Origin of the sequence: Nocardia sp. NPDC056611 (assembly GCF_042792755.1) — a bacterium.
Classification (GTDB): Bacteria; Actinomycetota; Actinomycetes; order Mycobacteriales; family Mycobacteriaceae; genus Nocardia.
In genome coordinates this window covers 14,645-30,194 of the sequence record NZ_JBHTVV010000006.1, presented here as the reverse complement: position 1 = coordinate 30,194, position 15,550 = coordinate 14,645, and the positions used below count along the sequence as shown (strand labels likewise).

General features: G+C 71.6%; 2 protein-coding genes. Both read right to left on the bottom strand.

Annotation, left to right across the window (positions count from 1 at the left end; translation table 11 throughout):
- Positions 1-196: 196 nt before the first annotated feature.
- Complete coding sequence (locus tag ACFRAQ_RS28315) at positions 197-7,627, bottom strand: amino acid adenylation domain-containing protein (RefSeq protein WP_379105007.1); 7,431 nt, start codon at positions 7,625-7,627, stop codon at positions 197-199.
- Positions 7,628-7,935: 308 nt separating this feature from the next.
- Positions 7,936-15,372 (bottom strand): amino acid adenylation domain-containing protein, encoded by a 7,437-nt coding sequence (locus tag ACFRAQ_RS28310; RefSeq protein WP_379105005.1) that lies wholly within the window; start codon positions 15,370-15,372, stop codon positions 7,936-7,938.
- Between the last annotated feature and the right edge of the window lie 178 nt (positions 15,373-15,550).

Below are 15,550 nucleotides of genomic sequence, written 5' to 3'. Positions count from 1 at the left end.
CTTGTCCTCATCCTGTCCGTGTTGCTCTACCGCCGCGTGCACCGACAAACTTCATCGGATCCACGTAGACCGCGTTACTCCGCCCTGCCGGTGGCAGGGCGGTTCGCCGCCCTCGGAGACGGCGGGTTCACGCGGGGCTTCCCCAGAGTATTCAGCCCGGCGGGCGGGAGAGCCACTCCGGGAGGTCAACCCGTGGTCAGCACACCCCACCCGCCCCGGGAAGGGCGATCACGGTGTGACCGGACCACTGCGAAGGGACCGGGAGCGCGTCCACCACCAGGGCCCGCAGATCCTCCAGCTCGGCGGGGTCCACCCGGCCGACGCCGTCGCGTTCGGCGAACAGGTGGGTGACCCATTCGTCGGCGAGCGTCCCGGTCAGGTCGGCGCCCGGCTCGGCCAGCACCATCGAGGCCCCGACACCGCCGGCGGCGATCACCTCCAGCAGTGCGAAGGGGTGGTCCACCGCGCCCGTCCGGAAGGTGCGGGATTCGAAGGTCAGCTGCGATTCGCCGCGAATCCGGTCCACCAGGGCCGCCACCGCGTCGTAGCCCAGGGAGGCCCGCCCGGGGGCGGCGAAGGCGGTGTCGTCGCCGCGCAGGGCGCGGGTGCGGTGCGCGTAGGTGACCGGCCGCGCGGATTCGGCGGCGATCTCGGCGGCCACACCCGGATCGTCGAGGGCCAGCCAGTCGATGCCGGAGACCGCCATGGGCGTCCCGGTGGTGAGACCGACCTTCATATCCAGTCCGGCCGGGGGCAGCCGGTCGAGGGAGGCCAGCGGCACCGCGGCGGCACCGGCCTTGAGCACCGCCCAGGTGGCCACGGCCAGGTCGACACCGCGGTCCAGGCGCAGGCCCACGCCCGTGCCCGGACCGCAGCCGCGCCCGATGAGGACGCGGGCCAGCCGGGAGGAACGGGCGTCGAGGTCCTGGTAGGTGACGGATTCGTCGCCGTGAACCAGGGCCGGGCCGTCCGGATCGTCCTCGACCGTGACCGACAGCGACTGCGGCAGCGCGGCGCCGTGGGCGGTGGTGGCGACCACCGGCACGGGGGCGGGCGCGGCCTGGACGCGGGAGCGTTCGGCCGAGTCCAGCAGATCGATATCACCGACCGGCATGTGCGAGTCGGCGGCTACGGCGGCCAGCACCCGCAGCAGTCGCGCGCCCAGCGCCTCGATGGTCGACTCGTCGAAAAGGTCGGTGGCGTAGGAGAAGACGACGGCCAGATCGCCGGGGGTGCCGTCGGCGGCGGGCGGGTGCGCCTCGACGCCGATCTGCAGATCGAACTTGGCGGCGGTCAGGTCGGCGTCCACGGCGGAGACGGTCAGCCCCGGCAGTTCGAGTTCGGCGACCTCGTTGTTCTGCAGGGCCAGCACCACTTGCAGCAGCGGACCCGCGCCCGGCGCGACCGCCTCGACCACCCGCTCGTAGGGCAGGTCCGCGTGCGCGAAGGCCGACAGATCGGTTTCGCGCGCCGCGGCGACCAGGTCGTCGAAGGAGGCGCCGGGGTCCACGGCGGTGCGCAGGGTGAGGGTGTTGACGAACATGCCGACCAAACCGTCGAGCACCCGTTCGCCGCGGCCCGCGACCGCGGTGCCGATCACGATGTCCGAGCTGCCCGACTGCCGGGCCAGCAGTACGGCGAGGGCCGCGTGCATGACCATGAACAGCGACGCGTTGTGGCGGCGCGCGATGCGGTTCAGTTCGGCGTGGATCTCGGCGGGCACCACGTAGTCGACCAGCGCGCCCCGCATGGACGGCGCGGCCGGGCGGGGCCGGTCCAGCGCCAGCGGCGGCCGCACCGGCAGATCCGCGAGCTGTTCACGCCAGTACGCCAATTGCGCTGCCGCGACGGAGTTCTCGTCGGTGTCGACGCCGATCATGGCGCGCTGCCAGAGCGCGAAGTCGGCGTACTGCACGGGCAGCGGGGTCCAGCCGGGGGTTTCGCCCTCGGCGCGGGACAGGTAGGCGGTCATCAGGTCGCGGGCCAGCGGGGCGAAGGACGCGCCGTCGGCCGCGATGTGGTGGGCGACCAGGATCAGCAGGTAGTCGTCGGGCGCGTCACCGGCGAGCAGCCGCAGCCGCACCGGAACCTGCTGCGCCACATCGAATCCGGTGCCGACCAGCTGTTGCACGCACGCGCCGATATCGCCGGTGCGTTGCAGTTCGAGGCCGCCGGGAAGCGCCTCGGTGAGCGAGAGCACCTCCTGGTACGGCGCGCCGCCGGGCTCGGATTCCGGGTAGCGGGTGCGCAGGATCTCGTGCCGGGTCAGCACGTCCTCCGCGGCCAGGGTCAGCGCCTCGACATCGAGTGCGCCGGTGAGCCGGATGACCATGGGGATGTTGTAGGCCGCCGACTCCGGGTCGAGCTGGTTGAGCACCCACATGCGCTGCTGGGCCAGTGACAGCGGGATGCGGGCGGGCCGCTCCCCCGCCACCAGTGCGGGCCGGGTACCCGCCGCCGCGCCCGGAACGATGCGGGCCGCCAGGCCGGAAACCGTTGGGGTCTCGAAGAGTTCGCGCACGGTGACGGTGCCCTCGAGGGCCTCGTTGACGCGGGAGACCGCGCGGGTGGCGATGAGCGAGTTGCCGCCGAGTTCGAAGAAGTCGTCGTCCGCGCCGACTCCGTCGACGCCGAGCAGGTCGGCGAAGACGCCCGCCACGATCTCCTCGATCGGGGTCGAGGGCGGGCGGAATCGGCGGGGCTGGATCAGCGGGGCGGGCAGCGCCCGGCGGTCCAGCTTGCCGGAGGCGTTGAGCGGGAAGGCTTCCATCACGGCGACCGCGGACGGCACCATGTAGGCCGGAAGCTGCTGCGCGACAGCCGTTTTCACTGCCGTCGGGTCGACGTCGACGCCGGGTTCGCGAACCACGTAGCCGATCAGCTGGTCGCCGGTGACGGCATCGGACCGCACCACCACGACCGATTGCGCGACACCGGGCTGCGCCAGCAGCGCGGCCTCGATCTCCCCCAGTTCGATGCGCAGACCGCGCAGTTTCACCTGGAAGTCGGTGCGGCCCAGGTATTCGATCTCCCCGTCGGCGGTCCACTTCACCAGGTCGCCGGTGCGGTACATGCGCTCACCGTGGCCGAAGGGGTCGGCGACGAAGCGGTCGGCGGTCAGGTCCGGGCGGGCCACATACCCGATGGCCAGCTGGTCGCCGGCCAGGTACAGCTCGCCCGCGACGCCGGGCGCGACCGGCCGCAAGCGCGAATCCAGCACGTAGAGGCGGGTATTGAAGACCGGCCGCCCGATCGGCACCGACACCGTGTCGGCATCGGTCACCTCGTGATAGGTGACGTCGACCGCCGCCTCGGTCGGACCGTACAGGTTGTGTAGTCGCGCACCGGTGAGCTCCCGTAGTCGCTGCGCGGTGGGCGCGGGCAGCGCCTCGCCGGAGGCGAACACCTGACGGAGTCTGATTGCCCTCCGCTTCGCTCCGGGCGGGTTCGCGGCGCTGGAGGTCTCGTTCTTCCCTCCCTCCGCTCCTCCGCTTCGCTCCCCCGCTCCGCTCAGTCCAGAACGAGACGCGCCGCGAACCACCTGGTCATTCTCGCCCAGCGACGATAGGAACACCGTCAGCATGGACGGCACGAAATGCGCCGTGGTGACGCCTTGTTCGGCGATCACCTCGGCCAGGTACATGGGGTCCCGGTGCCCGTCGGGCCGGGCGACGACCAGGCGCGCGCCGGTCTGCAACGGCCAGAAGAACTCCCACACCGACACGTCGAAGGTGGCCGGGGTCTTCTGCAGCACCACGTCGGTGTAGGTCAGCCGGTACTGCGCCTGCATCCAGACCAGGCGGTTGACGATCGCCGCGTGGCTCACCGCCACACCCTTGGGGCGACCGGTCGACCCCGAGGTGAAGATGACGTAGGCGGGATGCGCGGGCCGCAGGGGTCGCACCCGGTCGAACTCGCCGATCGGTTCGGCCGAGCGATGCCGCGCCTGTTCCTCGGCGTCCTCGACCAGCACGGTGGACCTGCCGTCCCCGCCGTCGAATTGGTCGGCGCGGGTGGTGAGCACCAGGCGCGGTCGGGCGGTGTCGAGAATGTGCGCGATGCGATCGTGCGGCTGTTCGGGATCCAGCGGCACGTAGGCCGCGCCCGCCTCGACGATGGCGTACATGGCCACCACCAGTTCGGTGGAGCGCCGGATGGCCAGGGCGACCAGGGTTTCCGGTCCGACGCCGTACTCGTCCACCAGTTCGCGGGCGAGGCGGCGGGCGCGCTGGGCGAGCTCGCGGTAGGTGAGGCGTTCGTGCTCGAACACGAGCGCCACGGCATCGGGGGTACTCGCCACCTGCGCCTCGAACATCGAGACCAGGGTCGGCGCGCTGCCGCGCGGCAGGCCGACGGCCGCGACCACATCGCAGCCGGTGGCGTTCCAGTCGGTGAGGACCCGGCGCTGTTCCTCCTCCGACAGCAGGGCCAGGTCGCCGACCGGACCGGTGGGGTCGCCGCCCACCAGCTCGAGCACGCGGGCGAACCGGCGCGCGAAGGAGGCGACGGTGGCCTCGTCGAACAGGTCCAGCGCGTAGGAGAATTCGGCCGCCATGCCGGTGCCGTCGCCGTGTTCGTCGACCCGTTCCTGCACGGTCAGTTGCAGGTCGAATTTGGCGAACGGCACCTCGAGGTCCGCGCCGGAGACGGTCAGGCCGGGCAGGCGCAGGTCGGCGGGCGCCAGGTTCTGGAACGACAGCATGACCTGGAACAGCGGGTTGCGGGCCTGCGAGCGGGCCGGTTCGAGCAGGTCCACCAGTCGTTCGAAGGGCACGTCGGCATTGCCGAAGGCGCGCAGGTCGGATTCGCGGACCCGGCCCAGCAATTCGGTGAAGCCGAGCGCCGGGTCGACGTCGGTGCGCAGCACCAGGGTGTTGACGAACATGCCGATGAGGTCGTCGAGTTCGGCGTCGCCGCGGCCCGCGACCGGGGTGCCCACGGCGATGTCGCGGGTGCCGGACAGCCGGGCCAGCAGCACCGCGAGCGCCGCGTGCACGACCATGAAGGTGGTGCCGTTGTGGGCGCGGGCCAGTCGCCGCACGCCCGCGTACACGTCGTCGGCCAGCTCGAAGCGGAAGGTGCCGCCGCGATAGGACGCGACCGGCGGGCGCGGGCGGTCCGCGGGCAGCACCAGTTCGTCGGGCAGTTCGGCGAGGGTGTCGCGCCAGAACGCGAGCTGCCGTGCGATGGCCGAGCTTTCGTCGTCCTCGCTGCCGAGCGCGGCCCGCTGCCAGAGCGTGTAGTCGGCGTACTGGACCGGCAGCGGCTGCCACAGCGGCGCGTCACCGGAGCTGCGGGAGACGTAGGCGGTCACCAGGTCCCGCACCAGCGGTCCCATGGAGAACCCGTCGGCGGCGATGTGGTGGACCACGCAGACCAGGACGTGCTCGTCCGGTCCCAGCCGCAGTACGCGCAGTCGCAGGGGCGGTTCGGCGGTGACGTCGAAGCCGGTGCCGCCGAGTTCCATGACCCGCGCGGTCAGGTCGGCGAGGTCGATGTCATCGATCGGAAGTGCCGGGATCGCACGGGAATCGGTGCGGGCCAGCACCTGCTGGTAGCCCTCGCCGTCGACCTCCGGGTAGATGGTGCGCAGCACTTCGTGCCGTTCCACCAGGTCCCGGGCCGCGGCGCGGATGGCGTCCAGGTCGAGCGCGCCGGACAGCCGGACCGCGAGCGGGACATTGTCGACCGCGCCGGCGGGATCGAACCGGTTGAGGAACCACATGCGCTGCTGCGCGTAGGACAGCGGCACCCGGTCCGGGCGCGGCCCGGCGACCAGTGCGGGCGCGGCGTTCCCGGTGGTGATTTCGTCCTCGACCAGCCGGGCCAGCGCGGACACCGTGGAGGCGTCGAACAGCACCCGCACCGGCACCCGCGCGTCGAGCGCGTTCCCGATGCGGGCTACGGCCTGCGCGGCCAGCAGCGAATTGCCGCCGAGTTCGAAGAAGTCGTCGTCGGAGCCGACCCGCACCGGGTCGGCGCCGGGCGGGGTGAGCAGGCCCGAGAAGATCTCGGCGATGGCCTGTTCCGCGGGTGTGGCCGGGGCCCGGAAGGCGCGGGCGGCGAAGACCGGTGCGGGCAGGCGGGCGCGGTCGACCTTGCCGACCGGGGTCAGCGGGATCTCGTCGAGGGCGACGATGGCCGCGGGAACCATGTAGGCGGGCAGCGATTCTCCCGCGAAGGCCGTCAGGGCCGCGACGTCCACGGTCGCGCCGGGGGTGGGGAGCACGTAGGTGACGAGGGCGGCGGCGCCGGTCGGCAGGGTGGTGCCGAGGGTGACGGCGAAGTCGACGTCCGGGTGCGCGGTCACCGCGCTGTCGATCTCCCCGAGTTCGATGCGCAGGCCGCGGATCTTGACCTGGAAGTCGGTGCGGCCGTGGTGTTCGAAGGTCCCGTCCTCGCGGCGGCGGACCAGGTCGCCGGTGCGGTAGAGCCGTTGCCCGGGTTCGCCGTAGGGGCTCGCGACGAAGCGTTCCGAGGTCTGCCCGGGCCGGTTCAGATAGCCCATGGCCAGCGCCTGACCCGCCAGATACAGTTCGCCGATCACGCCGGGCGGCACCGGCCGCAGGCCCGCGTCCAGCACGTACGCGCCGATGCCGGGGAGCAGCGAACCGATGTGGGTGCCGCGGCCGGGCTGCAGCGCGTCGGTGGCGGTGGCGATGGCGGTGACCTCGCTCGGGCCGTACTCGATGAAGAACTCGCGGTCGGGGGTGACCCAGCGGTCCACCAGCGCGGACGGCACCCGCTCGCCACCGCACATGACGGCCTGCAGGTCCTGCGGGACCGCCGGATCCAGCGATTCCAGCACGGCCGGGGTGATGCAGAGGTGGGTGATGCGTTCGCGGCGTAGCAGTTCGGTCAGTTCCGGTCCGCCGAACACGTGCGGCGGCACCACCACCAGGGTCGCGCCCGCGCTGAACGCCCACAGCAGTTCGACGATGGAGAAGTCGAAGCTGGGGGTGATGAGCTGGGTGAGCCGTGAATCCTCGGTGATGCCACGGTGTTCCCGGCGGGCGGCCAGCACGGCCAGGCCGGCGTGGTCGATGGCCACGCCCTTGGGCTTGCCGGTGGATCCGGAGGTGTAGATGACGTAGGCCAGGTGCTGTTCGGTCAGCGGCCGGGTGCGGTCGGCGTAGGAGATGGGGTGCGAGGGCCGGGCGGCGATGCGTTCGGCGCGGGCCGGATCGTCGAGTTCGACCCAGTAGGCGGTGGTTCCGAGACCGCGGCGGTGGGCGGCCACGGTGACGCCGAATTTCGCGCCGGAGTCGGTGAGCATGTGCTCGATCCGGTCGGCCGGATAGGTGGGGTCCACCGGCAGGTAGGCCGCGCCGGTCTTCACGATGGCCCACACCGCGAGCACCGATTCCACCGAGCGGGCGATGGCCATGGCCACCACGTCGCCGGGACCCACGCCCAGCGCGATCAGCTCGCGAGCGACCTGCGAGGACCGCTCGTCGAGTTCGCGGTAGGTGAGCTCGACCAGGTCCGCGGGATCTCCGGTGGGGTTGAAGCTGACGGCGACGGCGGTGGCGGAGGATTCGACCGCGGCGGTGAGCAATTGGCCGAAGAACGGGCTGCCGGAACGGCGTCGCCGACTACCACGGGCTGATCTGCGGGCAGTTTCCATACAGTTGTTCACCTCACAGATACAGCAATCCACACGCGTCGAAGATCTTCGACCAGCTCGAGCCGACAGAGCCTGCGCAGCCGGACGAACCGGCACAGCATAGCCGCGCACGGCAGGTCCGACCGCTCGAACTGGAAGGACTATCGATGGCAGCGACACGGCGTTGCATGATGTGATCTGCGCCATAGCCATTCGCGATGGCTACCAACGGAGCCGGCGGGAGGTGAATTCCGCCGGCGCCGACGCGGTCCCGAGGGACCGCTCTGCACGAGGGCTACCGCGACGCAAACGCGGCAGCAGCGTCTCCGCTACTCCGGCGGCACCGTCCCAGGGTCCGGCAGCACCGCCACGGTGGCGGTCTGCGCCCACGGCTCGGCGGCCGCGGTGGGGGCGTCGAGTACGACGGCCCGAAGATCCTCGAGCGGAGCCGGATCCAGCTCGCCGAGGCGATCGGCCTCGGCGAAGACGTGGGTGACCCACTCGTCGGCGAGCACGTCCGACAGTTCCGCACCGGGCTCGGACGGCACCAGCACCACCGACGCCCCGACCGCTCCGGCCGCGACCGCTTCGATCATGGCCAGCACGGAATCCGCGGCGCCGTGATGGAAGGTGCGCGATTCGAAGGTGAGGTCCAGACCGCGGGCGCGGTCCACGGCGGCTGCCAGACCGTCGTAGGTGAGCGTCCCGTCCGCCGAGGTCCGAGCCCGATCGTCACCGCGCAGCGCGCGAATCCGGTTGGCGTAGGTGACCGGTCGCGCCGATTCGGCCGCGACCTCGGCCGCGGTCTCCGGATCGTCGAGCACCACCCAGTCGATGCCGCGCACGCCCTCGGGCGCGCGGCCGACGGTGATGCCGACCTTCACGTCCTGGCCGGGCGTCTCGGCGGCGGCGAACGGCACCATCATGGTGCCCGCCTTGAGCACCGCCCAGATGGCGACCACCTGGTCCACGCCGCGGTCCAGGCGCAGCACCACGCCGGTGCCGGGCCCGCTGCCGCGGGCGATGAGCACCCGGGCCAGCCGCGAGGAGCGGGCGTCGAGTTCGGAGTAGGTGAGCGCCTCCTCGCCCCACACCAGCGCGGGGCCGTCCGGGTCGTCCTCGGCGGCGGTGGTGAGCAGCTGGGACAACGCCGCACCGCGCACGGCGAGCCCGGCCGGTTCCGGCGCGGACTGCGACATCGCCTGCACCGCAACCGATTCCGCGGCGTCGAGCAGCTCGATGTCGCCGACCGGCAGCTGCGGGTCGGCGGCGACGGCGGTGAGCATCCGTTCCAGCGCCCGGCCGAACGACGCCATCGAGAATTCCTCGAACAGCTCGGTGTCGTAGTTGAGGATGACGGCCAGTTCACCAATCGCGCCGTCCACGCCGGGGCGCGGTTCGACGCTGATCTGCAGATCGAATTTGGCGGTGGCCAGGTCGGTGTCGACGGCGGCCACGGTCAGGCCCGGCAGCTCCAGCACCGGGCTCTCGGTGTTCTGCAGCGAAAGCACCACCTGGAGCAGCGGATTCGCGGTGGTGCGGGCGGTGAGCTCGGAGACCCGTTCGAACGGGATGTCCGCGTGCGCGAACGCCGACAGGTCGGTCTCGCGGGCCCGCTCGACCAGCTCGTCGAACGACGCGGCCGGATCCACCTGGGTCCGCAGCGTCAGCGTGTTCACGAACATGCCGACCAGATCGTCGAGCGCGCGTTCGCCGCGGCCCGCGACGGCGGTGCCGAGCACGACGTCGGTGCTGCCCGACAGCCGCGACAGCCAGGCCGCCACCGCCGCGTGCACCACCATGAACAGCGACGCGTTGTGCTGGCGCGCCAGGCGATTCAGGCCCGTGTGCACCTGCGGCGACAGCGTGAAGTCGAGCAGCGCGCCACGCATGGACGCCGCCGCCGGGCGCGGCCGGTCCAGCGGCAGCATCGGGCGATCGGGCAGTCCGGACAGCTGATCGCGCCAGAACGCGACCTGCGCGGCGGCAGCCGAATCGGCGTCGTCCTCGAGGCCGAGCGCGGCCCGCTGCCACACCGCGTAGTCCGCGTACTGCACCGCGAGCGGCTGCCAGGCCGGGGCCTCGCCCGCGGCGTGCGCCAGGTACGCGGTCATCAGGTCGCGGGCCAGCGGCGCCATGGAGGCGCCGTCGGCGGCGATGTGGTGGGCCACCAGGACCAGCAGGTAATCGTCCGGGTCGTCGCCGGTGATCAGCCGGACCCGCACCGGAACCCGCTGCGCCACATCGAATCCGGTGCCGACCAGCGCGCCGATCCGGCCGCCGATATCGGTGGCCCGCTCCACCTCGAGACCGTGCGGCAGCACGTCGGCGACCGAGAGGATCTCCTGGAAGGCGGGGCCGCCCGGCGTGGTCTCCGGGTAGCGGGTGCGCAGCACCTCGTGGCGGGTGAGCACGTCCTCGACGGCGTGGCGCAGGGCGGGCACGTCGAGTGCGCCGGTGAGCCGGATGACCATCGGGATGTTGTAGACCGGGGAATCGGGGTCGAGCTGGTTGAGCACCCACATGCGCTGCTGCGCCAGCGACAGCGGGACGCGGGCGGGCCGCTCCCCCGCCACCAGCGCCGGTCGCGCCCCGGCGCCCGCGCCCGGCACGATGCGCGCCGCGAGCCCGGAAACCGTTGCGGTCTCGAAGATCTCGCGCACGGCGACGGTGGTGTCGAGGGCGGCGTTGATCCGCGCCACCGCCCGCGTGGCGATGAGCGAGTTGCCGCCCAGTTCGAAGAAGTCGTCGTCGGCGCCGACCCGGTCGGTGCCGAGCAGCTCGCCGAACACCCCGGCCACGATCTCCTCGATCGGGGTCGACGGGGCCCGGAAGCTCTTGGCCTCGAACACCGGGGCCGGGAGCGCCTTGCGGTCCAGCTTGCCGGACGCGTTGAGCGGGAACTCGTCGAGCACCACAACGGCGTTGGGCACCATGTACGCCGGAAGCGACCGGGCCAGACCGGCTTTCAGCTCCTCCGGGGTGGTGTCGGCGGCGACAGCGTAGCCCACCAGCTGGTCGCCGGTGTGCGCGTCGGCGCGCACCACTACCACCGACTGCGCGACACCCGGCTGCGCCAGCAGCGCGGCCTCGATCTCGCCCAGTTCGATGCGCAGACCGCGCAGCTTCACCTGGAAGTCGGTGCGGCCCAGGTACTCCAGTTCGCCATCGCCGGTCCACTTCACGAGATCGCCGGTGCGGTAGAGGCGTTCACCGGTGCCGAACGGGTCGGCGACGAAGCGGTCCGCGGTCAGGTCCGGGCGCTCGACATAGCCGCGCGCCAGCTGCACACCCGCCAGATACAGTTCGCCCGCGACGCCGGCCGGGACCGGGTTGAGGCGGGAATCCAGCACGTAGACACGGGTATTGAAGACCGGCCGCCCGATCGGCATCGACACCGTGTCGGCGTCGACGGCCTCGTGATAGGTGACGTCGACCGCGGCCTCGGTCGGACCGTACAGGTTGTGCAGCCGCGCACCGGTCAGCTCACGCAACTGCCGCGCGGTCGGCGCGGGCAGCGCCTCACCCGAGGCGAACACTTGCCGCAGGCTGTGTTCGATCTGCCCCTCCGCTTCGCTCCGGGACGGGTTCGCGGCGCTGGAGGTCTCGTTCTTCCCTCCCTCCGCTCCACTCGGTCCAGAACGAGACGCGCGAACCAGTGCGCCGGTCTCGCCCAGGGCCGAGACGAACATCGACAGCATGGACGGCACGAAATGCGCGGTGGTGATGCGCTGTTCGGCGATGATCTGCGCCAGGTAGACCGGGTCGCGGTGGCCGTCCGGCTTGGCGACCACCAGGCGCGCACCGGTCTGCAAGGGCCAGAAGAACTCCCACACCGACACGTCGAAGGTGGCCGGAGTCTTCTGCAACACAGCGTCTTCGGCGGTCAGCGTGTATTCGTGCTGCATCCACACCAGGCGGTTGACGATGGCGTGGTGCTCGACGGCGACGCCCTTGGGGCGGCCGGTCGAGCCGGACGTGAAGATGACGTAGGCGGTGTGCTCGGGGCGCAGCGGTCGGACGCGCTCGGCCTGGGTGATCGGCGCGCCGCTGAGGGCCCGTGCGGACGCCTCGGCCCGTTGGACCGACAGGGTGGCGACATCCCTTGCCCCGGCCTCGAATTCGTCCGCCTCGGCGATGAGCAGCAGTCGCGGCCGCGCGGTGTCGAGGATGTGGCCGATGCGGTCGGCGGGCTGGTCCGGGTCCAGCGGCACGTAGGCCGCGCCGGCCTGCAGCACCGCGTACATGGCCACGACCAGCTCGGTCGACCGCCGCAGGGCCAGGGCCACCAGTGATTCCGGCCCGACACCTTCGGCGATCAGCAGTCGCGCCAGGCGGTTGGAGCGCTCCGCGAGCTCACGATAGGTCAGCGTCTCGTCCGCGAACACCAGGGCGACAGCGTCCGGGGTCGCCGCCACCTGGGCGTCGAACCGCGAAACCAGGGTCGCCGCGGCGCCTTCGGGCAGCGTGGCCGCCACGTCGAAGCCGGTGGCGTTCCAATCGGTCAGCACCCGCTGCCGTTCCCCGGCGGAGAACAGCGCCAGATCGCCGACCGGTGCGGCCGGGTCGGCGGTCAGCGCGGCCAGCACCCGCTGGAAGCGGGCGGCCAGTTCGGCGACGGTGGCGGCGTCGAAAAGGTCCATGGCGTAGGAGAACTCGGCGGCCATGCCGGTGGCGTTGCCCCGCTCGTCGAGCGATTCCTGCAGGGTGAGCTGCAGGTCGAACTTGGCGAACGGAATCTCCAGGTCCGCGCCCGCCACCGTGAGGCCGGGCAGTTCCAGCCGGGTGGGGGCCATGTTCTGGAAGGTCAGCATGACCTGGAACAGCGGGTTGCGGGCCTGCGAGCGGGCCGGGTCCAGCAGTTCCACCAGGCGCTCGAACGGCACGTCGGCGTGGCCGAAGGCGCGAACATCGTTCTCGCGCACCGCCGCCACCAGGTCGGTGAAGGAGGCGGCGGGGTCGATGTCGCTGCGCAGCACCAGCGTGTTGACGAACATGCCGATCAGATCGTCGAGTTCGGCCTCGCCGCGCCCGGCCACGGGGGTACCGATGGCGATGTCGCGGGTGCCGGAGAGCCGGGCCAGCAGCACCGCGAGCGCGGTGTGCACCACCATGAACAGCGTGGTGTTGTGGGTTTCGGCGAATCGGCGTGCGGCGGCGTAGATCTCGTCGTCGAGCCGGAAGTTGTGGTTGCCGCCTCGGTAGGAGGCGACGGCGGGCCGCGGCCGATCCCAGGGCAGCACCAGTTCGTCGGGCAGGTCGGCGAGGTTCTCGCGCCAGTAGGCGATCTGGCGGGCCAGCGGCGAATCCGGGTTGTCCTCGCTGCCCAGCGATTCCCGCTGCCACACCGCGTAATCGGCGTACTGCACCGGGAGCGGGGCCCACTGCGGAGCGGCCCCGTTCATGCGCTGCGCGTACGCGGTGACCAGGTCCCGGGCCAGCACGCCGATCGAGACGCCGTCGGCGGCGATGTGATAGATCGCGGCGACCAGCACGTGCTCGTCGGGCGCGAGGCGCAGCAGGCGCAGGCGCAGCGGCGGTGCGGCGGTGACGTCGAAGCCCGCGCCGACCACCTCGGCGACCCGGTCGGCGATCTCCGCGGCGTCGATCTCGGTGACCGGCAGTTCGGGCCGGGCCCGCGGGTCGGTGGCGGGCAGCACCTGCTGGAAGCCCTCGCCGTCGACCTCGGGGTAGATGGTGCGCAGCACCTCGTGGCGGGCGACCAGGTCCGCCGCGGCGGCGCGCATGGCGTCCACGTCGAGGGCGCCGGTGAGCCGCACCGCGAGGGGCATGTTGTCGACCGCGCTGTTCGGGTCGAAGCGGTTGAGGAACCACATGCGCTGCTGCGCGAAGGACAGCGGCACCCGGTTCGGGCGGGGCAGCGAGCCGAGCGCGGGCCCGGTGGCGGCCGGGGCCGTCTCACCCTCGAGGCGGCGCGCCAGTTCGGCCACGGTGGAGCCGTCGAACAGCACGTGCACCGGCACCCGCACGCCGAGGGCGGTGCCGATGCGGGCGGCGGCCTGGGCGGCGAGCAGCGAGTTGCCGCCGAGTTCGAAGAAGTCGTCGTCGGCACCGACCCGGGCGTCCGGATTGTCGGGAATCAGCAAGGCGGCGAACACTTCCGCGATGACTTCCTCGGCGCGGGTCGCCGGGGCGCGGAACTCGCGGGCCGCGAACACCGGCTCCGGCAGAGCATTCCGGTCCAGCTTGCCGACCGGGGTCAGCGGAATCTCGGCCAGCACCACGATGGCCGTGGGCACCATGTACGCGGGCAGCGACTCGCCGACGTGCGCGGCCAGCGCCGCGGTGTCCACGGTCACGCCCGGGCGGGGCAGCACATACGAGACCAGCGCGGTCGCGCCCGACGGCAGCGCGCGGCCCAGGGTCGCGGCGAAATCCACGTCCGGGTGTGCGCTCAGGGCATTGTCGATCTCGCCCAATTCGATACGCAGACCGCGGATCTTGACCTGGAAGTCGGAGCGGCCCAGGTATTCGATGACGCCCGGCTGCTCGGATTCGGCCGGATTGCGGCGCACCAGGTCACCGGTGCGGTACAGCCGCGAACCCGGGGATCCGGCGGCCTCGCCGAACGGGCTCACCACGAAACGCTCGGCGGTCAGGCCGGGACGGCCCTTGTATCCCTGCGCCAGTGCGGGTCCCGACAGGTACAGCTCGCCGACCACGCCGTCCGGCACCGGCCGCAGCCGCGAATCCAGCACGTACGCACCGACACCCGCGATGGCGGCGCCGATGGTGATGGGCTCGCCCGGCAGCAGCGGGGCGCTGGAGGTGGCGAGAATGGTCGCCTCGGTGGGGCCGTAGCCGTTGAAGAAGGAGCGCTGATCGGTCGCCCAGCGCGACACCAGTTCCGGGCCGAACTTGTCACCGGCCACCACGACGGTGGTCAGCTCGCTGAGCCCGGCCGGATCCACCGATTCCAGCGCACCGGGCGTGATGAACACGTGGGTGACGCTCTCACGGTCCAGCAGGTCGGCCAGTTCCACACCGCCGAAGACACCGGCGGGCGCGATGACGAGGGTCGCACCCGCGGTGAAGGTCAGCAGCAGTTCCAGCACCGAGACGTCGAAGCTGGGGGAACAGACGTGCAGCACCCGCGAATCCGCGGAGACCGCGTAGTGCTCACGTTCGGCGGCCACCAGCCCGGCCAGGCCGGTGTGGGTGACCACCACGCCCTTGGGCTTGCCGGTGGAACCGGAGGTGTAGATGACGTACGCGGGGTGCTGCTCGGTGAGCGTGCCCACCCGATCGGCGTAGGAGATCGGGTGGTCCGGGTGCGCGGCGATGCGCTGCGCCTGCGCCGGATCGTCGAGTTCGATCCAGGTGGCGGCGTCGCCCAGGCCCGCGCGGTACTCCCGGGTGGTCAGGCCCAGCACCGCGCCGGAATCGGTGAGCAGGTGTTCGATGCGGTCGGCCGGATACGCGGGGTCGACCGGCACATAGGCCGCGCCGGTCTTGGCGATGGCCCAGACCGCCAGCACGGATTCGATCGAGCGGGTGATGCCGATGGCGACCATGTCGCCCGGGCCGACCCCGCGGGCGATCAGTTCCCGGGCCAGCTGCGAGGAGCGCGCGTCCAGCTCTCGGTAACTGATCTCGCGCTGAGCGGCCGGATCTCCGGTCGGGTTGAAACGGATGGCGATGGCGTCACCGGCGGATTCGACCGCCGCGGTGAGCAACTGCCCGAAGAGTGGGCTGCCGGACCGACGCCGACGACTACCGCGAGCTGTACGGCGGGCAGTATCCATACGCGTGCATTCACCTCTCGGGTTGGTCTTTTCCGCAGCCGAAGACACTCGGCGGACCCACGAAAACTGACGTCTGTTCCCGGGACGTCAAAAGGTCAGCGGACGGAAACAATCATATCGATGCTCGCGAACTGCCCCGAGCTGCCATGCATGATGAATATCGCTGACCAGCGAGAAG